This is a genomic window from Flavobacterium quisquiliarum (genome assembly GCF_019308285.1).
Classification (GTDB): Bacteria; Bacteroidota; Bacteroidia; order Flavobacteriales; family Flavobacteriaceae; genus Flavobacterium; species Flavobacterium quisquiliarum.
The window spans coordinates 105,528-129,472 of sequence record NZ_WWEM01000009.1 but is presented as its reverse complement, the minus strand read 5'-3'; the positions used below and the strand labels follow the sequence as shown (position 1 = coordinate 129,472).

Sequence of the window (23,945 nt, the reverse complement as noted above, 5' to 3'; positions counted from 1 at the left end):
GTATTAAAAGGTTGTATTATTTAGAGCTTTTTCGATTCGTTGTATCAAATCGCGGTAATGGTTTTGGGTAGATTGGTCTCCTGTACTTTTTTTAGTTTTTAATAATTGAAGGATTTTATTTAATTCTCCTTTTTTATCAGAAGTCACTTCAGTAACTCTTTTTAAAGAAGATTGATTAATGTTTCTCGCCATATGGGCATTATCTAAATAACTGCACAAATGAGGCATATTTAAAGTCTGCTGAATATCCAGTAATTTTTTAGGATCTGTTTTTTCAAATATTTTATTTGTTGAAACAATCAAAACATCTACGTAATTCTTTTGTGTCATTCTTTCTAAAATGCTTAAAGATTTATTCTGAATTGTTCCAGCAAAAACACTTTGATGCATTTTTTTAAACAAGTCATTTACGGTAAAAACAGGGTCTTTGGTTTTATTACGTTGATACAATTCGTTTTCGGTCATTCGAAGCAAACGATCATCGCTGAATAAATCATACATAACACCGTACTGCAATTCTCTTGAAAGTGTATAAGGCGTATATTCGAAAGGCCCAAGAGGAGAATCTTTCAACGGATTGGTTTTGTCTAAAATGTCATTAAAAAACAACCATTGCGGAATTGTAATTACATTTTTAGCTAAATAATCTGCCGCTCTTTTTTGCATTGCAGCTGGAACAGGAATATAACTTTGTTTGTTGTCGCCATGAACGGTTACATTTAAATAAACGCCGCCAATATTGTTCATCACGTGACGATTGTACATTTGCCATTGCCCAATAGTTCCGATGTATAATTTTCCAGTTTCATAATACGACTGATCTTTATCGTATGTCCAGTTTAAGATATTATCGACAACACGTTTTAAATTTTTTAAGCCGTATTCGCTTGCCTTAACAGCATCATTTCCTAAATCTTCTGACTGCGAGCGCGGATCAATTATATTTTCCTGCTGTTCACCGTAAAAATAAATTGGATCATCTTGGTGTCTAGCGATTAAAGTATTTAGTTTTAAAGTCTCATTATCATTTGGCCCGTACCATCTGTATCCCCATTCGATAGCATATTTATCGTATTCTCCAATTTTTGGCGTAATTACAGTTACATTATCTTCTGGTTGTGCTACATAGTTGTAACGCGCATAATCCATGATAGATGGAGCAGTGCCGCCCATTTTTGCTGTGAATTCTTTTGAACGTAGCGATTCTACATCATAAGCAAAAGAAGAACCCATATTATGTTTTAGACCAAAAGTATGGCCTACTTCATGAGACGAAACGAAACGAATAGCTTCTCCCATATGTTCATCGCTGAATATATTGCCGCGTGCTTTTGGATCAATTGCTCCAGTTTGAATACGCATCCAGCTTTGAAGAGAAGTCATTACATTGTGCCACCAAATAATATCGGATTCAATGATTTCACCACTTCTTGGGTCAACTACAGAGGGACCCATTGCGTTTGATTTCGGAGAAGCTGCATACGTAATTACAGAATAACGAACGTCGTCAATATCAAAATCTAAATCTTGCTCAGTAGGTTCTTTTGCTATAATAGCATTTTTAAAACCAGCTTTTTCAAAAGCGGCCTGCCAATCGTGCACACCATCAATGATGTACTTTCTCCACTGCCTTGGAGTCGACGGATCGATGTAATAAACGATTGGCTTCTTCGGCTCTACTAATTCACCCTTTAAATAACGCTCTTCATCTTCTTTTTTAGGTTCAAGACGCCAGCGTGTTATTAATTCTTTTTCAAGCATTGCTTGTTGTGCATCGGTAAAATACCAGTGTTTTTCTGTAAAAAAACCAATTCTTTTGTCAGAAAAACGGGGTTTCATTGGTGTTTTATCCAACAAAACAATATTACTTGTAACGCCAAGAGTTACCGACAACGCTGGACCGTCTTCGGTTACAGAAGTTGTCAATTGAGATTTTACAACAATATTTTTAGGAAAAGATTTTGCGCCTTCGATATAAGAAAGCTCAGATTTTACAGAACCGCCAAAACCAATATTGCTTAAAACATCATTGAAACTTTTCTGTTTTCCATCAAAAATCTTATTTACTTTTATTACAACAGCGGTCGAGTCATTATTTTTCGTTTCAATATCAAAAACTTCAATAATAGATTCGGCGAAATTATTTTGAACAGATTGGGTAATTGCATCTTCTTTTGGTGAAGAAACTTTAGGAACGTATGATTTTACCCAGACTTTCTTTGCGATTGTATCTTTATAAAAACTAATTACCTTGTTTTCATAATTCATTCCTTTGTTTACACCATATTCGTTTGCCTGTAAAGGGACTTGAGATAATTTGTTTACAACTAGAAATTCTCTTTTGAATAAACTGTCCTGAATTTCAAAATAAACATCAGTTTTAACTTGAATAATATTGAACAGTCCTTTTTTAATGGTACCTTTTTTTACAAGGTCACTGTATTTTTTACCTTTTTTAGAATCGGTAGAATCTTTTTTAATTTCAGTAGTTTCTCCTTTTTTGTCTTTCTTCTTTTTTTGAGATTGAACACTAAGCGGAGATAATAATAATAGGAGTATGCAAATTGTTATCAAATTATGCAGGAATGACTTTTCCTTCATCAGATGTTAAGTTTAGGTTAATTTTTGGCCGAAACTATTTTATTTTCGTGCAGCAAAAAAAAAAAAGGGAGTGAATGGATTTTTTTCAGGAGTGAATGGATAGTAATGGAAGGGTACAAACAAAATAGCCATCTTTTTCTGATGTCTTAAATTCGTTTTTTGAATAATAATTGTAAATGCTTTGGAGATAATTTAATCCAAATTTGGTACTCGGTTCAGCAGTCAATTTCTTTTGAAGATTGTTGCTGATAATTACCTGATCTGCTTTAATCAGGATTTTTGTAGTAAGTGGATTTTCTTGGGTAGCGGTGTTATGCTTAATAGCATTTTCGACTATAACCTGAAAAGCAAGATAGGGGATCTGTTTGTTTAATGCCGATTCGTCTTCGATTTCTATCGAAAAGAATAATTCTTCCTTAAAACGAGTCTGCTGTAAAAAGATATATTTTTCAATAAATAGTAATTCATCCTTTAAAAGAACAATGTTCTTTTCTGGCGGATCAATTAAATAACGATAAATACGGGATAAATTCAGCGTAAATTTTTGTGCTGTTTTAATATCACTTCCAATTAACATATAAAGTGAATTGAGCGAATTGAACAGGAAATGCGGATTAATCTGCTCCTTTAATTGCTGTAACTGAATAAGAGCTTTTTCTTTGATGATTTTTTCATTCTCTACCAGAAGTTTGTTTTTCTCTTTAATCACAATTCCTTTTTCTCTGTAAGCACGTCTGTTGGCATAAGAGAAAAGATAAAAAATCAAAAGAAGCATTACTGTCGTAATCGAATAAATCCAGGTCGAGTACTTTTTAATCAAAGCCACATTTTCATCCGAAACCATTTTCGGAACGTTAACACACACAAACCAGTTGGAATGTTTGATATCCAGTTTTTTGGTAAAACGAATAACATCAACTTTCAAAAATTCAGATAACGTTGTTCTTTTAGCGAAATCTTGTTTTTTGCTGTAAATAGTATCAGAAGGATTGAAACCTGAGATTTTAAAAATATTCTTTCCAAGAAAAGCAATTTCGGGATGGTAAACGCAGGTTCCGTTTTTATCAAAAACAAAAGCGTAATTGGTAGCCGTTTTGGTTTTGTCTATTTTAGAAATATAACTATGAAGTAATCTCAGATTGATATCATAACCGTATTTTATAGTCGTATTATTTTCTGAAACTAATTTGAAATAAATGCGCCAAACCCATTCGTTTCCTTGCGGAATAACAACACTGAGATGTTTGGCATTTTTATTTTGAAGAAGAAATGATTTTACATCATTTTTAATTTCGTCCGAAATAGTATTGTTTCCAAAATGAATAGCGTTTTCATTAATCTGAAACCAATTGTTTACAACCAATTTATTATTTGCCTGAAGCGAAGACAAAAGTTGCAAATTATTGTCAAGATTTGCCGAACTACTAATTTTTAAAACATGTTCGATTCTTTTTTCCTGCTCCCAAAACTTCGTAAGCTCTTCGGACATGAATTCCTGCTTTTTAAAGAAGTTACGCGTCGCCAGATCATCGTTCGCTTTTTCAGTCAGATCCGTAATCAGATTACTCAAAATGTAAACCGATGTAACCGTAACCAGAATCGAGACAATAACGTATATTAAAAAAGCACGTCTTGAAGTAATATTTTTTAATCTAAATTTCAAAGAATACCATTATGACTTAGTTTGCCACAGCAAACTGAGAGTCATATAAATTTTTATAGTAACCATCAGTTTTAGTTAATAACTCCTGATGCGTTCCCTGTTCAACAATCAATCCCTTATCCATCACCACAATTTTATCTGCATTTACAATTGTTGCTAATCTATGTGCTATAATAATAGAAGTTCTTCCTTTTGTAATCGTTTCCGTTGCACGCTGAATCATTTCTTCTGAATAGGTATCAATAGAAGAAGTAGCCTCATCCAAAATCAAAATACTCGGATTACTTACATACGAACGTAAAAAGGCAATCAGCTGACGTTGTCCGGATGATAACATAACACCACGCTCTTTTACATCAAAATCGTAATTGTTTGGCAGGTTCATAATAAAATCATGAACACCAATTTTCTTTGCTGCATCAATTACCATGTCTCGGGTAATTTCTGGATTGTGCAAAGTAATATTATTGTAAATCGTATCTGCAAACAAAAATACATCTTGTAAAACCACAGCGATTTGTTTTCTAAGAGAGGCTAAAGTATAGTTTTCGATATTTTCGCCGTCAATACAAATCGTTCCGCTGTTGATTTCATAAAAACGATTTAGCAGATTAATAATCGTAGATTTTCCGGCACCTGTAGAACCTACAATTGCAACAGTCTGCCCAGCCGAAACCGATAAATCGATTCCTTTGATTACTTCTTCTTCGGGAATGTAACTAAAACGAACTTGCTTAAATTCGATACTTCCGTTAAAAACTGGCGCTTCAATTTTACCTGTATCCTGAATATGATCTTGTGTGTCGATAATATCAAAAACACGATTGGCTGCAATCATTCCCAACTGCATCTCGTTAAATTTATCTGCAATTTGTCTCAGCGGATTAAATAACATTCCGATAAACATCGTATAAGAAAACAAATCTCCAAAAGTCGTAAAATGATCTCCGTTCAAAATTCGGAAACCGCCATAAACCACAACCAAACCTAAAGTAATAGACGAAATAATATCGGCAATTGGGAAGAAAATAGAATTGTACAAAATCGTTTTAATCCAAGCCACTCTATGTTTGTTGTTGATGTCTTTAAAATTTTCAGCTTCGATTTTTTCACGGTTAAAAAGCTGTACGATTTTCATTCCCGTTACACGTTCCTGAACAAAAGAGTTCATATTGGCAATCTGCGTTCTTACTTCCTCAAAAGCGACCTGCATTTTACGTTGGAAAATTCGGGTAATGTAAACCAAAATAGGCATCGCAACGATTACAATCCAGGTCAGTTTCCAGTTCATATAAAACATAAAAATCAAAACGACCACCATTTTCATCAAATCGCTTATAATCATAAACAATCCCTGACTGAAAATACGTGCAATCGATTCAATATCCGAAACAGCTCGCGTAACCAACTGTCCAACCGGAACCAAATCAAAATATTTCATTCTGAAACTCAGAATGTGCTTAAAAAGTTTTGTTCGAATATCTTTTACAATATCCTGTCCAAGCCAGTTGGCCCAGTATACAAAGTAAAATTGAGAGAAAACCTCCATCAGTAAAACCACGCCCATTAAAATGATGTACATTAATAATCCCATTTTGTCGTGAGTTTTAATATAACCATCAACCGTTTCTTTCAGTAAATAGGGACGAAGTGCGGCAAAAATAGAAAGCGAAACGGCAAAAATAATTACGCCGTAGTAACGCCATTTATAAGGCCTTGTATATTTTAAAATTCGTTTAAATAATCCTGTGTCGAATGCTTTTGCTTTCATTTATTTTTAGGAGCTGTTTCCTGCTTTCCGTTTCAAGTTTTTCTCAAAAATAGGTTTTTGTATTATTTTTATAAAGCTTCCGTTGGTCGCTCCATAAAAATTACAAAAACAATATTTTTTTCAAAAAAGCTTTTCACTTCAATCAGGGCTATTAAATGTAATCGTAATAAATATTGGTTAAATATAAACCATGTGCCGGAACCGAAAATCCCGCTTTTTCTCTGCTTTTGCTGGCAATAATGTTTTCTAAATCCTCCAGTTTAATTTTGTGTAAACCGATATTAATCAAAGTTCCCACAATGGCCCGAACCATATTCCTCAAAAACCTATTGGCCGAAATCGTAAAAATCAGTTTTCCTTCTTCCTGTTTCCAAAATGCCTCAAAAATCGTGCAGTCAAATGTATTGACATCCGTATTGGTTTTCGAAAAACACTGAAAATCCGTATACTTTAGTAATAACTGCGCAGCTTCATTCATAAAATCCACATCCAATTTCTGATTGACATACCAGCTCAATTCCTGCAAAAACGGATTCTTAATCGTATTGATATGATATTCATACGTTCGTTTGGTAGCATCAAATCGACAATGCGCATCATCGTGAACCAGAATAATGTCAAAAATGGCAATATCTTTTGGCAAAAAAGAATTCAGCTTATGAACCAAAACAGGGATATCCAAAGTTTTTTCAGTATCAAAATGCCCAAACATTTCAGTAGCATGTACGCCGGTATCTGTTCTTCCTGCACCCATAATACTTATAGGTTCATTCAATAAAACCGAAAAAGCTTTATTTAAAGTTTCCTGAACAGAAGAGGCGTTTGGCTGTATCTGCCAGCCATGATAATGTGTTCCGTTATAAGCAAATTGAATAAAATATCTCACTTTAGAGGTTAAAAGGTTCAGAGTGGCAAAGGTACGAAAAAAAGTTTCTTTCTTTTTAGGAACAAAGTTTCAGAGAAACAAAGAAACAAAGAGACAAAGGTTTCCATCACGCATATCTGTAGAGACGCACTGCAGTGCGTCTAGCGCCATATAAAAAAGTAATTAATTTTAAAACAATACGAAAGACGTATTGAGATGCATCTCTACAAAAAAAACTTTGTCCCTTTACCTCTCTGAACCTTTGCTCCTAAATAAAAAAACCTTTGTAACTTTGTCTCTCTGAACCTTTGTCCCTTTTTGAAAAAAATGAAAAAAATCCTCCTGCTCTCAGATACCCACAGTCATATAGACGATACAATTTTAAAATACGTAAATCAAGCTGATGAAGTTTGGCATGCGGGTGATATTGGGGATTTGGTTGTAACCGATACGATTAAAAAGCTAAAACCATTAAGAGCAGTTTACGGGAATATCGACGATGCTAAAGCACGATTAGAATTTCCATTAAACAATCGTTTTTCTTGCGAGAATGTCTCAGTCTGGATTACGCATATTGGAGGCTATCCGGGAAAATACAATCCGAATATTAAAGAAGAAATGGCTCAGAATCCGCCAAAAATTTTTATCTGCGGACATTCTCATATCTTAAAAGTGATGTTTGATAAAAAGAATAATCTTTTGCACATGAATCCAGGCGCTGCTGGAAAAAGCGGTTTTCACAAAGTGAGAACAATGCTTCGATTTGTAATTGACGATGATAAAATCAAGGATTTGGAGATCATCGAAATTGGAGAAAAATAATCTTAATGTGGCAACGGAATTTGAATCTTTATCTTAGTCCCCTTATTTTCTTTAGAAGTAATGGTCAAACGACCTTTATATTTCTTGATGCGTGCTCTGATTCGGTTTAAACCAAAACCTTCTGCATCTTTTAGTGTTTGCGTTTTAAAACCAATTCCATCATCATTTATCGTCAATATTAATTCATCGTTTTTCTCTACTAAGTGAATTTCGGCTTTTACTGCCTGACTGTGTTTGATAATATTATTGAATAGTTCACTGACGATGAAATAAATTTTCATTTCAAATTTTTCCACATACCTTTTGCTTGTTGGAATTGAACTCGAAAATTCAAAATCGATAGCAGAATTAGAGTGTTTTTCGCATAGATCTTCCAGGGCATAAATTAACCCGAAACGAACCAAAAGAGTAGGGACAAGATCGTGAGACATATCTCTTAAAAGTTCATGAGCTTCAGATAAAATGGTTTTTGCTTTTTGTATTTCATCAGATTTTATATCATGTTGTGCCGTAAAAGTATTTAGATGTAATCCAGCCGATGATAAAAGTGAATTGATGTTATCATGAAGAAAAGAAGCAATTTTTTTACGTTCTATTTCCTGTGTGTCAATACCAGAATTAATAATGTTAAGAAGGATTTTCTGCTTGGTATCTTTTCGTTTTATTTTTTGTTTTAATTTGTTGTTTTGATAAAGGAAATAGAATAGAAGAAAGATAATAATGATCAGTAAAATAGATAAACTGACTATTTTTTTGTTTCGTAACTGCTCTGATTTTTTAATTTGCTCTTGATCCGTTTTGTTTTGTATTTGTGTTTGAGTCGTATTCAAGCTGTCATTTGCCAAAGCGTAATACGAAAGAGAAGTTCCTTTGACAGCAATGCATAAAAACAATGATATAAGAAAATTGAAACCCATCATAAAGTTTGTTTCTACGGATTAATCAAATTGTTTTTTAGGGCATATTTTACCAAGCCGATTGTGCTTTTAATGTTTAGCTTTTTCATAAGATTTTTGCGATGTGTTTCTACCGTATGAGAACTGATAAAAAGCTTTTCACTTATTTCTTTGCCACTGTATTCTAAAGCGATTAGTATAATAATCTCAATTTCTCGGGGACTTAAAATTGGATTTTCAATTATTATATGTTGGTTTAGTTTAGGATTGTCTTTAAAAGTATTGAAAATCTTTTCTCTAATAGCATCACTAAAATATTCCTGTCCTTGATAAACAGCGTTCACAGCTTCGATTATGTTTTCTCCAGCGCAGTTTTTTGTCAGGTATCCTTTTGCACCTAGTTTCATTACTTCTTTTATGATTTTTAAATCATCATAACTCGATAAAATAATGACTTTACAAGAAGATTGCTTTTCTTTAAATTCTTTTAGAGTTTCAATGCCGTCTTTTTTAGGCATGCTGATATCCAGAATCAAAACGTCGGCTTTATCAGATAGTATATCATCATAAACGGTGGTGCCGTCAAGGGAGCTTCCTACTAATTCAAAGTTAGAAACGGTTCTTAGTAAGTTGGAGAGTCCATCAATTAAAACCTGATGATCGTCTGCGAGATGGATTCTTATTTTTGGCGTCATGATTATTTGAATTTGAAAATACAAATTTATCATGTAAATCACCTTTTCATTGTGCTCTTTAAGTCTGATTTATAATATAATAGGGTAAAAAAAACCCGAATATAAAATTCGGGTTCTTCTTCGCGCAATAAACTAAGTTTATAGGTTTATCTCAAACGATCTACAGATTTTACAAGATCTTCGTCCTTTTTGATGGCCTTATTAGCTAATACTAATAACACGATAGCAACAATAGGAAGAAACATCCCAATACCTTTCTCAGAAACTTCCGCTTCTCCAGATAAATTTAGTGATCGATAAACAAATAATCCTAATAAAATTAAATTTAATATGATATTCAGTCTGTTTAGTACAAACTGATTTTGTCTCTTTTTAAATGAAATTATACTAATTATACTAAGCATTGTTGTTAAACCTAATAAAATAGTATAAAGTTGATCCTGCATAAAATAGAACGGCTTTCCTGCGCTTGTTGTCCAAAGTGGCAAGAAAAGCATCAAAATGCCTGTTGCAACAAAAGCGAGAAATAAATATACAGTTTGAATTCTTTGTATCATGGTCTAAAAATGTTTTACAAAAATATATTTTCTTTTTTTAAAATACTATTGTATGATAAAATTTTATTCGTATTATTGCATCATAATACCGTAAGCACTTCATACTGCGGTCAATTCAAATTTATTATCTACCTATTCTTTTTACAGTATTTCCTTTAAAATAATTAAATTCATAGAATATTCATGTTTGATATTTCTGCATTAAAAGAAATGAAGCTTGCTGAGCTTCAAGAAATAGCTAAGTTAGCTAAAACAATAAAGATTACTGGTGTCAAAAAAGAGACTTTGATTAGTCAGATTTTAGCACACCAAGAGAGCACAAATGCACCAGCTCAAGCTCCTCAAACAGAAGCGGTTTCTGATGCTAAAGATGACAAACCGAAACGCGCTAGAATTGCACCAGCTAAAACTAAAGCAGCAAATACAAAAATCACTCCCGTTTTAGAATTTGATAAAGTAGAGGAAACTGTTCAAAAAAACGATAGTGTAGAAACAGTTCAGCCAACTGCAGAAAACGTAACTGTAGAAGCTCCAGAAAATAAAACACCAGCAGCAAAAAAAGAACCGAAAATTGTGAAATTCAATAAGTCGGCTTACGAGAAGAAAGTAGCGCTGAAAAAAGAAAAAGAAGCTGTACAAGATGTTGCAGTTGAAGAAGTAGTAGAAGCAACTCCAGCAGAACCAACTGTTTCTGAACCAACAGCCGAAACAACTGAGAAAACTCCACCTCTTGCTCCTGCAAAAAAGATTAATCCGAATCAAAATAAAAACCAGAACCAAAATCAAAACCCGAATCAGAATCAAAATCAAAACGGGAATGGTAATGGAAATCACAACAACCAAAATCCTAATCACAAAAATAAAAAGAACAATAATAATTTCAGGGATTCAGATTTTGAATTTGACGGAATTATAGAAAGTGAAGGCGTTCTTGAAATGATGCCAGACGGTTACGGATTTTTACGTTCATCAGATTATAATTATTTAGCTTCTCCAGACGATATTTATTTGTCAACATCACAAATCAGATTATTTGGTTTAAAAACTGGAGATACAGTTAAAGGAGTGGTTCGCCCTCCAAAAGAAGGAGAGAAATTTTTCCCTTTGGTTCGTGTATTAAAAATTAACGGACACGACCCGCAGGTGGTTCGAGACAGAGTTTCTTTTGAACATTTAACACCGGTATTCCCTTCAGAAAAATTCAAAATTGCCGAAAAAGGAAGTTCTATTTCAACCCGAATTATAGATTTGTTTTCACCAATAGGTAAAGGACAGCGCGGTATGATCGTTGCACAGCCTAAAACAGGAAAAACAATGCTTCTTAAAGATATAGCAAACGCAATTGCAGCCAATCATCCAGAAGTTTATTTAATTGTCCTTCTTATTGACGAACGTCCAGAGGAGGTTACAGATATGCAGAGAAGTGTAAGAGGAGAAGTTATTGCTTCGACTTTTGATAGAGAGCCTCAAGAACACGTGAAAATTGCTAACATTGTTTTAGAGAAAGCAAAACGTTTAGTAGAATGTGGACATGATGTTGTAATATTACTAGATTCAATTACACGTTTAGCAAGAGCTTACAACACAGTACAGCCAGCATCAGGAAAAGTGTTAAGTGGTGGTGTTGATGCGAATGCGTTACAAAAACCAAAACGTTTCTTCGGAGCAGCTAGAAATGTAGAAAATGGTGGATCTTTAAGTATTATCGCAACAGCATTAACAGAAACAGGTTCTAAAATGGACGAAGTGATCTTCGAGGAATTTAAAGGAACTGGTAACATGGAACTTCAATTAGATCGTAAGATAGCTAATAAACGTATTTTCCCTGCAATCGATCTTACTTCTTCAAGTACACGTCGCGATGATTTATTATTAGACGAAAAAACACTTCAAAGAATGTGGATCATGCGTAAATACTTATCAGACATGAATCCAGTAGAATCTATGGATTTCGTAAACGACCGCTTCAAGAAAACCAAAAACAACGAAGAGTTTTTGATTTCGATGAATGACTAGTTTTAAAGATGCTAAGGTTCTAAGATGCTAAGATGCTAAGTTTTTTAGTATTTAAAGTATTAAAAGTAAAAAGATATAAAATAAAAAAAGGATGAGTTTAACTCATCCTTTTTTTATAACCGTTCCTAAGAGAAAACTTAGTATCTCAGAATCTTAGTACTTAGAATCTTACTTCTTATCCACTACCGGTCTATTTTCTCTATTTGCTAATTCCCATGCAACAACAAAAGCTAGTTGTGTTCTTTTGGTAAGAGCGTCATATTCTATTTTTTGTGGTTCATCTCCTTGTTTGTGGTAGTCTTCGTGAACTCCATTAAAGAAGAAAACGGCTGGAATACCATGTTTTGCGAAATTATAGTGATCAGAACGCTCATAAAAATGGTTTGGGTCTTTCGGATCATTAAATTTAAAATCCAAATCCATTTTAATGTATTTGTCGTTTTGAGCCACAACTGCGTTGTGTAAATCAGATGATAATCTATCAGCTCCAATTACATATACATAATTATTGGTGTTGGCATGTTCTACATCACGGCGTCCGATCATATCAATATTGATGTCCGCAATAGTATTCGCAATTGGAAACAAAGGATTTTCAGAATAATAACGAGAACCATGTAACCCGTGTTCTTCTCCAGTTACATGAAGAAATAAAATCGAACGTTTTGGCCCGTGTCCTTGTTTTTTAGCTTTAGTAAATGCTTTAGCCATTTCTATAAGCGCTACAGTTCCAGAGCCATCATCATCAGCTCCATTATAAACTTCGCCGTTTTTAATTCCAACGTGATCGTAATGTGCAGAAATAACTAAAATTTCATCTGGTTTTTCAGAGCCTTCAATAAATGCCCAAATATTTTCAGAATCAGGCAGATTTTCGTTTCGTCTTGCATTTAAGAAAGCTGCTGGAATATGCTGGTAATAATCTGATGCTCCTTTTGGAAAAGAGATACCATTTTCTTTGTATTGCTCAATCATGTAAAGACCCGCTTTTTTCTGTCCAGCAGAACCTGTTTCACGACCTTCCATTTCGTCAGAAGCAATCGTATACAGCATTTTCTTTAGATCTTTTTCGCTGATTGCTTTAACATATTTGGTTGGATCAGAATTGTCTTTGGATGCGGCTGACTGTGCGGTTTTGCATGAATACGCAGAGACAATTAAGAATAAAATGAGTATTTTTTTCATTTCTTATAGTTAGTGTAAATTAATAAATGTGTAAAGAACGTATAAAGTGAGTAAAAATAGAATAAAAAGAGAATTTATTATAAATAATAAGAAACTTTTTACAAAAGATACGATTCTTGACTCGCCATAAAAACGATGATGTGCTGGATAAAAATAATAACACATCCAGATAGTTCCTGCAAAATTGGTAATTGCAGATATATAAGACAGCGGACTATTTTCTCCAAAAAGACCAACAAGTCTGTCAATTATAAACATAATAAGAAAAATAAGTAGCAAAAATGAAAAATAATGGAGCGTAAAAATACCATGATCAAAATAATACCATTTCTTTTTGTTATGAAAAAGCCACAAGAAAAAAGCAAAGAACGGCATTATAATAAATAGGATTTTCGGAAGATTATGAAAAAAAGAGTCGATGAATTTTACAATTATCTCTTTTTTAGTATATTTTTCAGTAACATGAACGGCTTTTTCATAAAACCAGTACGATGTTGTATTTAACTTTTCTCTTTCCTTTCCATATTTCTGAATTGAGTCAATCTCTTTCATACTTTTCAAATGAAAATAAGATTTGTCAATTGTTTTAGACTTTAAATATGATTTTTCATTCCAGTCTTTCTTTTCTTTTGCAGCTTCTTTTTCAAAATTAGAAGTGATTTCTTTTTCATTTTTCGTTAGGTCTTCAGTTACTTTACTAGGAAACATTGCGATTAAAAGAAAAGTAATAAAACTTATAAAGATATACAGACGAACTGGAGCTAGATAAGATAATCTTTTCCCTGAAAGATACTCTTTTGTAAGCGTAGAAGGTTTAAGAAGAAGATTTCGAATCGTTTTCCAGAAAGCATTTTCATAATGCGTTAGATCTTCAAAGAAATGAATAAATAAATGGTGAAAAGTTTTTCGGCTGTCGCTGTTTTCTTGTCCGCAGTTTGGACAGAATTTTTGTTCTACAACGTGTCTGCAATTCAAACAGGTTTTATCTTCTCTGATTTTATTATGTGACATTGGTTTTTTTAGTTGATTTGTTTTTGGTAGAGTTTAAGTGGTATTATTTCTTTAAAACTTCATTTAGGAAAAGCTGTAAATGATCAGAGGAACGTTTGGCTGCTACAGCATTATAAGCTGCGCCTTTAGAATTATCACTTCCTGCTTCTGGATTGGTAAAAGAGTGAACAGAATTGGCGTAATAAATCATTTCCCAATCTGCTTTAGAATCACGCATTTCCTGCTGGAAAGAAGCAATTTCGTCTTTTGGAACAAATGGATCGTCAGCACCATGGCAAACTAAAACTTTTGTATTTATAGGTTCTATTTTTCTGCTGGCATCTTTGCCTAAACCGCCGTGAAACGAAGCCACTCCTTTTACATTTAAATGTCCTCTAGCTGCTTCCAAAACTCCAGTTCCTCCAAAACAGTAACCAATAGCTACTATATTATCAGCATTCGCACCCAATTTTACTAATTCCTGCAATGCAGTATTGATTCTTTTTTGATAAGCTTCGTAGTTTGTTTTATAGAAACCAGCTTGTTTTCCAGCTTCGCCAGTATTTTTAGGATAGTTTCCTTCTCCATAAATATCTGCGATAAATACATGGTAACCTAGTTTTGATAATTCTTCTGCAATTCCTTTAGAAGCATTATCGATTCCAAGCCATGCTGGTAAAAGTAAGATTCCTGGATTATTGGCACTTTTTTTAGCCGATTTTATAAATAAACCATTTAATTGCTGGCTTCCTTCTGAATATTTTACGGGTTTTAATTGCGCATTCATAAGATTGGAAAATAAGATTGCACTGAATAAAATTAGTACTGAGTTTTTCATTTTTCTACAATTTTTAACAAATATCAGAAATAATATGTTACAAAAAAACCTCACAAGTAAATTCTTGTGAGGTTTATAACGAATATTCTCGTTCGGAGAATGAAGTTTATAAAGATATATTTCTTTTAAAAGCACAGCCTAATTCTACAATCGAATCGGTTTTATCAATACCCGGAATTCCATCAATTTTTTCATAAAGAATACGACGCATATGTTCGTGATTTTTGGCTATAATTTTAATGTATAAAGTAAACGAACCCGTTACATAATAACATTCTGTAATTTCTGGAATTTCTTTAAGTGCTTCAATAATTCGTTCAGAATCAGAATCTTTGTTTAGTGTAAGTCCAGTAAAAGAAGCCCAATCGTACCCAATTTTTTTTTCCTGAATAATTGGTTTTATGCCTCCAATTACGCCTTGTTCAATCATTCGGTTGATACGCTGATGCACCATTGTATTTGATATTTTCAAATTAGCCGCGATGGCGGAAAATGCCATTCTGCCGTCTTTTTCTAATTCTTTAATAATACTGATATCAAATTCGTCTAATAAATCCATTCAATAAAAATCTTTAAATTTCAGTTGTTGATGATTTATAAAAGTAATTATTTTTTTTAATTATTATTCACAAATTACTGTTTCTGTCCAAATAAAAATTTGCTTTTTATTTGCTTTAAAATGTAAATTTTGACTCTAATTTTGTTATTTTTAAGTCAAAACTCTATTTAAATGCCTTTTGTAATTTAATTTTTAATATTTTTGTAAAAATAAAAAGCAGATTATGATTAGTACAGAAAAAGCACTTTCGTCAAAATCAGAAGTTTTGATTGAAAAAGAGAATAAATACGGAGCTCACAATTACCATCCGCTTCCAGTTGTTTTAGAACGCGGAGAAGGTGTATACGTTTGGGATGTAGATGGTAAAAAATATTATGACTTCTTATCGGCTTATTCTGCGGTAAATCAAGGTCATTGCCATCCAAAAATTGTAAATGCAATGGTAGAGCAAGCGCAAAAACTGACTTTGACTTCCCGTGCTTTTTACAATGACAAATTAGGAAATTACGAAGAATATGTAACAAACTATTTTGGTTTCGATAAAGTTCTTCCAATGAATACAGGTGCTGAAGCAGTTGAAACAGCGTTAAAGATTTCGAGAAAATGGGCTTATGAAGTAAAAGGAATTCCAGAAAATCAAGCACAGATTATTGTTTGTGAAAATAATTTTCATGGAAGAACCACTACAATTATTTCATTTTCAAACGATGAAACAGCTCGTAAAAACTTCGGGCCTTTTACAGACGGTTTTATAAAAATTGAATACGATAATCTGGAAGCGCTTGAAAACGCTTTAAATTCATCTAAAAATATTGCTGGATTTTTGGTTGAACCAATTCAAGGAGAAGCAGGAGTTTATGTTCCGTCTGAAGGCTATTTAGCGAAAGCGAAAGCACTTTGCGAAAAACATAATGTACTTTTTATTGCGGATGAGGTACAGACAGGAATTGCGCGTACTGGAAAATTATTAGCGGTTCATCACGAAAATGTACAGCCTGATGTTTTGATTTTAGGAAAAGCAATTTCCGGAGGAGTTTATCCAGTTTCAGCAGTTTTATGTAATGATGAAATCATGAATGTGATTAAACCAGGGCAGCACGGATCTACTTTTGGTGGAAATCCTGTTGCAGCAGCGGTTGCAATTGCAGCATTAGAAGTAATTAAAGATGAAAAACTAGCTGAAAATGCAGAACGTTTAGGAGTTATTTTAAGAGACGGATTAAATAAAATCGCTCAAAAGAACAACCTAATTACGCTGGTTCGAGGAAAAGGACTTCTAAACGCCATCGTAATCAACACAGATGAAGATTCTGATTTGGCTTGGGAAATTTGTTTAAAATTCAGAGATAACGGATTATTAGCAAAACCAACTCATGGAAACAAAATCAGACTGGCACCGCCTTTGGTTATGACAGAAGAACAGATTAACGAATGTCTTGAAATTATTGAGAAATCTTTGAATGATTTTAGATAATTTTCTTTAGAGATTTAAAATAGAAAAGGGCTGTCCAAAATTTGGGACAGCCCTTTTTGTTCCTAGGAACATTTGGCTTGTAGACCATTTTTTTGTTTTAAAAAGCGACTGTTCTAACAACAATCGCTTTTTGTCATAATTACTAAAAATATCAAAAAAAGTAATTATTTCTTAGCAGCTGCGCCTGGAATCAGTTCATTTTTTTGTTTGAATTTACTGTATTCAACTACTCCTGTTTTATCTGCCCAGTCAAAATATTTTGCCGAAAGATCGTTTACGATTCCTGGATTTTGAGTCGCAACATTGGTTGTTTCGCCACGATCAGCTTCAAGATCGTAAAGTTCCCATTGATACGATGGATAGATTGAAACTAGTTTCCATTTTCCTTCTCTTACTGCTCTGTTTCCAGCTCTTTCCCAGAATAGTGGTGCACCGCGGTTTACTTCTGATGCATTGTCAAATAAAACAGGCAATAAACTTTTTCCAGCAAGCGGATTAGAGTTTACACCGTTTAAGTTTTTAGGATATTCAATTCCAGCCAATTCGTAAAAAGTAGGAGCAAGGTCAATTATGTGTCCAGTTCCTTTATCGATTCTTCCTGCTTTTATTTTTGATGGATACCAAGCAATAAACGGCGAACTGAAACCGCCTTCGTGCATATTGTTTTTATAATCCTGTAATGGAGTATTAGATAAATATGCCCAGTTTTGTTCTTGATAATCAAAAGAGCCAGAACTTCCAATTGGGCCGTCATTACGAACTAAACCTCTTTTTAAAGGATTGTATGTATTGAATCCGCCTTGAGCGCCATTGTCTGCAATGAAAATGATTAAAGTGTTTTTGTCTTTCTTTAAAGCTTTAAGTTTGTCTAGAACTTTTCCAACGTTTTGATCCATGTTGTCAACCATTGCGGCATACACTTCCATTTTGGCTTTCCAAAATTGTTTTTCATCATAAGTCAATTTATCCCATTCTGGAACTTCAGGATCTCTTGGAGCAATTGTCTGATTTGGCAGTAAGATTCCGTTTTCTCTTAACTTTTTGATTCTTTTCTCTCTTAAAGCATCCCAGCCTTCGTCAAATTTACCTCTGTATTTTGCAATGTCAACTGCTTTTGCCTGTAATGGCCAGTGCGGAGCAGTAAAAGCTAAGTACAAAAAGAAAGGTTTGTTTTCTTTATTTTGTTCGTCTAAGAAAGTAACTGCATTGTTTCCAATTTCATCTGTAAAGTAGTAAGAATCATCTTTTGGATGTAATTCTTCGTTATTACGAATCATTTTAACCGGATAAGCTGTTTTCCCGAAAGGAAGCGGTTTGGTATCAAAATAATTAGCCGCACCTTTTAAGATTCCGTAAAATTTATCAAAACCTCTCTGATTTGGCCATTGTGCCTGATCTTCAGAACCAACGTGCCATTTTCCTGACATTAAAGTGCTGTAACCTCCCGAACGGAAAACTTCTCCCAAAGTCAGAGATTCTTTGTTTAAATATCCTTGATAAGCGGGTAAACCCAAATTAACATCAAAATAACCCACTCCCGCTTTATGCTGATATTGCCCTGTTAATAAAGAAGCTCTGGTTGGCGCACAGATTGAGTTGTTATAAAATTCACGAAGACGTGTTCCTTCTTTCGCCAAACGATCTAAGTTGGGTGTTTTAATTTCTGAACCATAATTCCCTAAATCCGAATATCCCATATCGTCGACCATAATCAAAATTACGTTGGGTTTTGAGGATGCGTTTTGCGCTTCAGATTCATAAGAACCTATTATTCCCGTCAATAAGACAGAAAATAAAATGTTTATTCTTTTATTCATTTTATTATAATTTACTATTAGTATATTTTTTTTACTCGCTAGTATATTTTAAACACATAGAGACATAGATTTTATAGACTTAGTAAGACGTTTCACTTGTAATAAAAATCATAGCTATGTGTTGAGAAATATATTTCTCTTTTATATCCTTTTTCACAAGCAGAAAAACCTATGTTTCTATGTGTTTCAAAAAAAATTACCTCCAAGCTGGAACCTGTTTTAAATTCGGATTTAAATCCAATTCTCTTTGCGGAATAGGGAAGTGAACGTGCTTTGGCTGAGCGTTTGTTTTTCCTGCTGCTTTTAATTTTGCCACAAAATAATCCGGGCCTCTTCTTGCCAAATCAAACCAGCGCTGATATTCGTAAACCAATTCTTTTCTTCTTTCTTCAAAAACAGCTTCTCTAAAAGCGTCTTGACTCAATCCAGGAGAAGTTGTCGCTAATAATGGAATCCCCGCTCTTGTTCTCACTCGATCCACTGCTGCGTAAGCTTCGGTAGTTGGCCCGCCATTTTGTTCGTTTACAGCTTCAGCATAAATCAATAAAACTTCAGCAAATCTTATAATTGGCGTGTTTTTAGAAGACTGTCCAGGAGAAGCTGGTGTCGAAGGATCATAATATTTATTGAAATGAGGCGTCACTTTATAGGTTTTCCCATCAGTTGGACTCACAAATTCTACTGCAAAGGTGATGTACTTTCTTTTGTCATCTTCAGCGAAAGCCTCAAAAAGACCGCCTTCTTTATGCAAAGCATCAGCTTGATCTCCTGCAATTCCAGGAACAGAAGTCGGCGCAGCTGTAGAAGCCAGCATGTTTCCATTCCAGTTCGTTAAACCTTTAAACTGTGCTGAGAAAATATGTTCTTTTCCGTTTTTGCTTGCTACGTTAAAGACGTCAGCATAATTTTCGAATAAATCATATACTTTGCTATCAATGATTTCTTTACTTTTTTCAGCTGCTTTCTGCCATTTTTTTTCGGTTAAATATACTTTTGCCAAAATGCTTTTTGCAGCACCTGCCGTAACTCTTCCTTTATTTGCCTGAACTACTGGAAGAGCTTCTGCATCAATCAAATCATTTTCAATTTGGGTATAAACATCGGCTTCGGGTGTGTTCGAAACGTTAATAGCTTCTGACGTCAAAACAGTTGTTTCGTGTAAAACCAGTGGAACATCGCCAAACCATCTCACTAAATTGAAATATAAAAGTGCTCTTAAAAACTTCGCTTCATTAATCAAATCTTTGTCTTTCTGAGAATTAAGATTTGGGTTTTTAGCAATATTATCAATAGCCACATTTGCTCTGTTGATGCCGTCATAACTCTGTCTCCACAATTCGATCATACGATCGTTTGAAGCATCATGAGTCAGGTTTGATAAAGCTCTAACATGAGCATTTCTGGCTCTTGGCCCGGCTTCGTAATCGTCTGTAGCCATTTCAGTAGCAATTTGGATTAAACGATTGTATAATGTATGTGTTGAACTGTTGATGGCATTATGGATCGCAATTACTGCTGCATCGGCATCTTCGGTTGTTTTATAAAAGTTGGTAGACGAAATGAAAGCTTTTGGATCTTCGTCCAAAGGATTGCAGGCACTGATTAAAAAGAGTGACGCAAAACTGAATATGATTAGTTTTTTCATGATAAATCTTTTAGAATGTTACACTTAGTCCACCTGAAATAGTTTTAGAAGCTGGATAAATTCCAGTATCTGTTCCTGGAGAAATAGTAGTTCCGTTTGTTACTTCTGGATCAAAACCAGTGTATTTTGTCCAAGTCAGTAAGTTTTCTCCAATGACACGGAATTTAACTGAAGTTAAACTCAGTTTTTCGGATAATTTCTTAGGCAGATTGTAGCTTAGAGTGATGTTTTTTAATCGAACGAAAGAACCATCTTCCACAAATCGATTGGAGAAAACCGGTGCAGGATCTAGTTTCGCTCTCGGAGTCGTATTACTTGGATTTGTTGGTGTCCAAGCGTCTAAAGCAGAAGTTGAGGCATTTTGCTGTCCGTTATACAATTCTAAAGCTTGTAAGTTTCCGTTCAAAATTTTATTTCCAACCGAACCATTTACTAAAACAGCTAATTCAAAACCTCTGTAAGTAAAATTATTCGAGAATCCGAAAACAAAATCTGGTTGTGCGTCGCCAATACTGGTTCTGTCTGCAGCTGTTGTAAAAGCGCCGTCTCCGTTGATGTCTTTGTACAAACGATCTCCCGCTTTTGGCGTTGCATTTCCTGTGAAAACTCCTTTAGTAGCAACTTCATCCGTTTGTAAAATTCCGTCAGTAACAGCACCGTAAAATGTTCCTAGTGATTGTCCCACTTTTAAAATATAATTTCCGAAAGTATAGAATTCAGCACCATTTCCTAAAGCAATAATTTTGTTTCTATTAAAGGCAATATTAAAGTTGGATGTCCAAGAAAAAGCTGTATTTCCAAGAGAAGCATTCAAACCTAATTCGATTCCCTGATTCTGAACAGAACCAAAATTTTGTAGAGAAGAAGTAAATCCAGTTGTATAAGGAAGCTGAACATCTAACAATAAGTTTTTAGTGGTTTTACGATAAATATCAACTGTTAAATTCAATTTATCCTCGAAAAAACCAACATCAACCCCAGCATCAAACTGATTTGTTAATTCCCAACCTAAATTGTCGTTGGCAATTCTCGTAGGCGTAAAACCAGTATAAATCTGATCTCCAAAAAGATATTTTACACTCGTCAAAGTAGATAGAGACTGGTATTCTCCAATTTCCTGATTTCCTGTTGCTCCCCAGCTGCTTCTAATTTTTAGGCTGTTAACGACTTTTTTCAGCGGATCAAAAAAACTTTCGTTGCTAATCTGCCAAGCAGCAGCTACAGATGGAAAATAACCCCATTTATTATCTTTTCCAAAACGAGAAGAACCGTCAGCTCTGATACTTCCTGTTAGGAAATATTTTGAATCGTAATTGTAATTGATTCTTGATAAATAAGAATTCAAAGCCCAGGTACTTTCACCAGAAGAAGGCATTAAAGCAATATTACCGCTTTGCAAACTATAATAACCTGTAATGTCGTTTACATACTGCTGTGATCCTGCAGTCGAAAATTCTCTGGTAGATCTTTGCTGTGTATAACCGGCTAAAGCATTCAAATGGTGTTTTTCGCCAAAAACTGTAGTATAGGTTAAAGTGTTTTCGTTTAACCAGCTTTTAGAATCGGCATTACCAATTTTTCCTTCTCCATTTGTGATAGAACCTTCATAAATGCTTGCAGGCAGATAACTTTTTTCTTTGTTGAAAATAACATCAGTTCCAAAAGAAACTTTTAAAACTAAATTCTTCAAAAGATCATATTCGCCATATACAGTTCCCAAAATACGATCGGTGATAGATTGATTTTTGCGTTCGTTTAAAGTCGCTATCGGATTGGCAAAAATATTTTCAAACGGATTTCTTAAAGTATAAGTTCCATCCGGTTCATAAATAGTTGCAGTAGGAGGCATGCTTATTAAAGCTGTAATCAAACCGCTTGGAGCTACTTTGGCTTTGGTTTCAGCAAGAGTTAAGTTTAAACCAAATCTTGCTTTACTGTTTATTTTTGAAGTTAAGTTGACACGAGTACTGAAACGCTCAAAACCGGTGTTTTTAATAATTCCTTCTTGATTGTAATAGTTTCCAGAAATGGCAAATTTGGTTTGATTGTTTCCGCCAGAAATACTCAATTGATGATTCTGTGTCAATCCTTTTTGGAAAGCAGCATCTTGCCAGTCCGTTCCTTTTCCAAGTTGAGCAATTTGTGCCTCACTCAGATATTGGTTTGTACCGCCTGATGGATTTGAGTCGTATAAAGCCGCATTTCGCAATCTGGAAAAACCTTGTGCATCTAGTAAATCAATCTTTTTACGAACTTCCTGCTGACCGATTGTAAAATCATAATTGACAGTTGTTACCGTACTCGAACCTTTTTTGGTTGTAATAATAACTACTCCATTGGCTCCTCTGGAACCATAAATTGCGGTTGATGAAGCATCTTTCAGAACTGTAATCGATTCAATATCGGCTGGATTTATTGTTGAAAGTGGATTGGTCGGCGTACCGCTCAAAACGCCTGAAGTTACTTCGGAATTATATATAGGAAATCCGTCGATTACATACAACGGTTCGTTTCCTCCTTGAATAGAACTTCCGCCGCGAATACGGATACTCATTCCTGCTCCCGGTGCACCCGAAGTCTGTGTAACGTTTACACCTGCAACAGAACCCTGAAGCGAACTTTCTAATGTTTTCTGTGTAGCCTTTAAAGACATTTGAGCCACAGTTTCGGCAGCTCCGGTATAATCTTTTTTAGAAGTGCTTCCGTATCCAATGATTACGATTTCATTTAATTCTTTAACATCTTCTTTTAAAGAAATCTGAACGAAATCTTTGGTTGCGATATGTTCTGTAGTGATATAACCTAAATAACTTACTACTAAAGTGTAAGGGAATTTTTGTCCGGTCTGAAAATAGAATTTTCCGTCTAAATCGGTTACCGCTGCGTGCGTTGTTCCTTTGATTTGAACGGTAACTCCCGGAATTGGCTGATTGGTTACCTGATCGATTACGGTACCATTTAAGGTCGAATTAATTAAGGGTTGTGTATTTTGCGCTTTAATTCCTATAGAAATTAAAAACACAAAAATCCACAAAAGGGCGTGTAATTGCTTGTTCATTACTTTTTGGGTTTAAATAATATAGCGATGCGAAAAATTGATTCGTCAATTTTCGAAGGCTTTCTTTAGTGATAAATGTTCTTTGAGTCTTGCCATTTCCGTTGCCGCAGAAATGGGTTTTACTATGAAAGAGTAGGGCAGTGCATTATTTTCATTGTAGTCTTGTTTTAGTTATTATTTTTTTAGTTAATATGATTTTGACATGGTTATGCTCTTAATGTTGTTAGGCATTAATGGCTGATTTGTCAGTATGAAATTTAGTTTGTGATTTTATTTTCGAATTGAAAACAAAAATGAAATTGGATTTTAACAGCACATACACATATAACGGAAGTTGTTATAAGTGATTTTTTTAGGAAGAATGTATTGCGATGTATAAGCTGTTGTTTTCAAAATGTAGTTATTAATTGTTTAAACTCTACTAATCCTATAGACAAAGTTAATTTTATTGTAAAGAAAACCAAAAGATTATTTAATTTTTTTAGAAAAAAGT

Annotated in this window: 17 protein-coding genes; 3 read left to right on the top strand and 14 right to left on the bottom strand. The window is 34.1% G+C overall.

Translation table 11 applies throughout. From position 1 onward, the window contains the following. Positions 1-3: 3 nt before the first annotated feature. From GSY47_RS02220 to truA, 4 genes are all read right to left on the bottom strand, one after another. On the bottom strand, positions 4-2,601 hold the full coding sequence (locus tag GSY47_RS02220; protein WP_179002874.1) for a zinc-dependent metalloprotease: 2,598 nt from the start codon (positions 2,599-2,601) through the stop codon (positions 4-6). An 85-nt stretch (positions 2,602-2,686) separates the two neighbouring features. After that, entirely contained in the window at positions 2,687-4,264 is a 1,578-nt protein-coding gene (locus GSY47_RS02215) for a histidine kinase (RefSeq protein WP_179002875.1), read from the bottom strand. A gap of 16 nt (positions 4,265-4,280) precedes the next feature. Beyond that, the gene (locus GSY47_RS02210) at positions 4,281-6,035 is read right to left on the bottom strand and encodes an ABC transporter ATP-binding protein (protein ID WP_179002876.1); all 1,755 of its coding nucleotides are present in this window, start codon (positions 6,033-6,035) and stop codon (positions 4,281-4,283) included. Positions 6,036-6,186: 151 nt separating this feature from the next. Beyond that, positions 6,187-6,921: a tRNA pseudouridine(38-40) synthase TruA gene (truA, locus tag GSY47_RS02205; RefSeq protein ID WP_179002877.1), complete on the bottom strand. Its 735-nt coding sequence runs from the start codon at positions 6,919-6,921 to the stop codon at positions 6,187-6,189. A 306-nt stretch (positions 6,922-7,227) separates the two neighbouring features. Between truA and GSY47_RS02200 the strand changes: the two genes are divergently transcribed. Further along, entirely contained in the window at positions 7,228-7,722 is a 495-nt protein-coding gene (locus tag GSY47_RS02200) for a metallophosphoesterase family protein (RefSeq protein ID WP_179002878.1), read from the top strand. Positions 7,723-7,724: 2 nt separating this feature from the next. Here GSY47_RS02200 and GSY47_RS02195 read toward each other — a convergent pair whose 3' ends face one another. The 3 genes from GSY47_RS02195 to GSY47_RS02185 all read right to left on the bottom strand — a co-directional run bounded on the left by GSY47_RS02195 (position 7,725) and on the right by GSY47_RS02185 (position 9,870). After that, entirely contained in the window at positions 7,725-8,642 is a 918-nt protein-coding gene (locus GSY47_RS02195) for a sensor histidine kinase (protein ID WP_179002879.1), read from the bottom strand. An 11-nt stretch (positions 8,643-8,653) separates the two neighbouring features. Continuing rightward, entirely contained in the window at positions 8,654-9,313 is a 660-nt protein-coding gene (locus tag GSY47_RS02190; protein ID WP_179002880.1) for a response regulator transcription factor, read from the bottom strand. A 146-nt stretch (positions 9,314-9,459) separates the two neighbouring features. After that, complete coding sequence (locus GSY47_RS02185; RefSeq protein WP_179002881.1) at positions 9,460-9,870, bottom strand: DUF4293 domain-containing protein; 411 nt, start codon at positions 9,868-9,870, stop codon at positions 9,460-9,462. 183 nt (positions 9,871-10,053) lie between these two features. On the opposite strand from GSY47_RS02185, the gene rho reads away from it, so the two are divergent. Continuing rightward, on the top strand, positions 10,054-11,886 hold the full coding sequence (rho, locus tag GSY47_RS02180) for a transcription termination factor Rho (RefSeq protein WP_179002882.1): 1,833 nt from the start codon (positions 10,054-10,056) through the stop codon (positions 11,884-11,886). A gap of 168 nt (positions 11,887-12,054) precedes the next feature. On the opposite strand, the gene GSY47_RS02175 is transcribed toward rho, so the two are convergent. The 4 genes from GSY47_RS02175 to GSY47_RS02160 form a co-directional block, all read right to left on the bottom strand. After that, entirely contained in the window at positions 12,055-13,071 is a 1,017-nt protein-coding gene (locus GSY47_RS02175; protein WP_179002883.1) for a M28 family peptidase, read from the bottom strand. 9 nt (positions 13,072-13,080) lie between these two features. Next, a complete protein-coding gene (locus tag GSY47_RS02170) occupies positions 13,081-14,082 on the bottom strand; it encodes a DUF3667 domain-containing protein (protein WP_179002884.1) in 1,002 nt (333 codons plus the stop codon). Between the two features lie 43 nt (positions 14,083-14,125). Further along, a complete protein-coding gene (locus tag GSY47_RS02165; RefSeq protein WP_179002885.1) occupies positions 14,126-14,899 on the bottom strand; it encodes a dienelactone hydrolase family protein in 774 nt (257 codons plus the stop codon). A gap of 106 nt (positions 14,900-15,005) precedes the next feature. After that, complete coding sequence (locus GSY47_RS02160; RefSeq protein WP_179002886.1) at positions 15,006-15,458, bottom strand: Lrp/AsnC family transcriptional regulator; 453 nt, start codon at positions 15,456-15,458, stop codon at positions 15,006-15,008. Between the two features lie 223 nt (positions 15,459-15,681). On the opposite strand from GSY47_RS02160, the gene rocD reads away from it, so the two are divergent. After that, the gene (gene rocD, locus GSY47_RS02155; protein WP_179002887.1) at positions 15,682-16,932 is read left to right on the top strand and encodes an ornithine--oxo-acid transaminase; all 1,251 of its coding nucleotides are present in this window, start codon (positions 15,682-15,684) and stop codon (positions 16,930-16,932) included. Positions 16,933-17,096: 164 nt separating this feature from the next. On the opposite strand, the gene GSY47_RS02150 is transcribed toward rocD, so the two are convergent. The 3 genes from GSY47_RS02150 to GSY47_RS02140 all read right to left on the bottom strand — a co-directional run bounded on the left by GSY47_RS02150 (position 17,097) and on the right by GSY47_RS02140 (position 23,452). Beyond that, a complete protein-coding gene (locus GSY47_RS02150; RefSeq protein WP_179002888.1) occupies positions 17,097-18,749 on the bottom strand; it encodes an arylsulfatase in 1,653 nt (550 codons plus the stop codon). A 196-nt stretch (positions 18,750-18,945) separates the two neighbouring features. Then, positions 18,946-20,394: a RagB/SusD family nutrient uptake outer membrane protein gene (locus GSY47_RS02145; protein WP_179002889.1), complete on the bottom strand. Its 1,449-nt coding sequence runs from the start codon at positions 20,392-20,394 to the stop codon at positions 18,946-18,948. A gap of 10 nt (positions 20,395-20,404) precedes the next feature. Continuing rightward, on the bottom strand, positions 20,405-23,452 hold the full coding sequence (locus GSY47_RS02140) for a SusC/RagA family TonB-linked outer membrane protein (RefSeq protein WP_179002890.1): 3,048 nt from the start codon (positions 23,450-23,452) through the stop codon (positions 20,405-20,407). Positions 23,453-23,945: the final 493 nt, after the last annotated feature.

Bases quoted from the DNA above. Each gene is read 5' to 3' on its own strand.
- GSY47_RS02220 (WP_179002874.1), bottom strand. From the start codon at position 2,601: ATGAAGGAAAAGTCATTCCTGCATAATTTGATAACAATTTGCATACTC.
- GSY47_RS02210 (WP_179002876.1), bottom strand. From the start codon at position 6,035: ATGAAAGCAAAAGCATTCGACACAGGATTATTTAAACGAATTTTAAAA.
- GSY47_RS02200 (WP_179002878.1), top strand. From the start codon at position 7,228: ATGAAAAAAATCCTCCTGCTCTCAGATACCCACAGTCATATAGACGAT.
- GSY47_RS02195 (WP_179002879.1), bottom strand. From the start codon at position 8,642: ATGATGGGTTTCAATTTTCTTATATCATTGTTTTTATGCATTGCTGTC.
- GSY47_RS02190 (WP_179002880.1), bottom strand. From the start codon at position 9,313: ATGACGCCAAAAATAAGAATCCATCTCGCAGACGATCATCAGGTTTTA.
- GSY47_RS02185 (WP_179002881.1), bottom strand. From the start codon at position 9,870: ATGATACAAAGAATTCAAACTGTATATTTATTTCTCGCTTTTGTTGCA.
- rho (WP_179002882.1), top strand. From the start codon at position 10,054: ATGTTTGATATTTCTGCATTAAAAGAAATGAAGCTTGCTGAGCTTCAA.
- GSY47_RS02175 (WP_179002883.1), bottom strand. From the start codon at position 13,071: ATGAAAAAAATACTCATTTTATTCTTAATTGTCTCTGCGTATTCATGC.
- GSY47_RS02170 (WP_179002884.1), bottom strand. From the start codon at position 14,082: ATGTCACATAATAAAATCAGAGAAGATAAAACCTGTTTGAATTGCAGA.
- GSY47_RS02165 (WP_179002885.1), bottom strand. From the start codon at position 14,899: ATGAAAAACTCAGTACTAATTTTATTCAGTGCAATCTTATTTTCCAAT.
- GSY47_RS02160 (WP_179002886.1), bottom strand. From the start codon at position 15,458: ATGGATTTATTAGACGAATTTGATATCAGTATTATTAAAGAATTAGAA.
- rocD (WP_179002887.1), top strand. From the start codon at position 15,682: ATGATTAGTACAGAAAAAGCACTTTCGTCAAAATCAGAAGTTTTGATT.
- GSY47_RS02150 (WP_179002888.1), bottom strand. From the start codon at position 18,749: ATGAATAAAAGAATAAACATTTTATTTTCTGTCTTATTGACGGGAATA.
- GSY47_RS02145 (WP_179002889.1), bottom strand. From the start codon at position 20,394: ATGAAAAAACTAATCATATTCAGTTTTGCGTCACTCTTTTTAATCAGT.
- GSY47_RS02140 (WP_179002890.1), bottom strand. From the start codon at position 23,452: ATGAACAAGCAATTACACGCCCTTTTGTGGATTTTTGTGTTTTTAATT.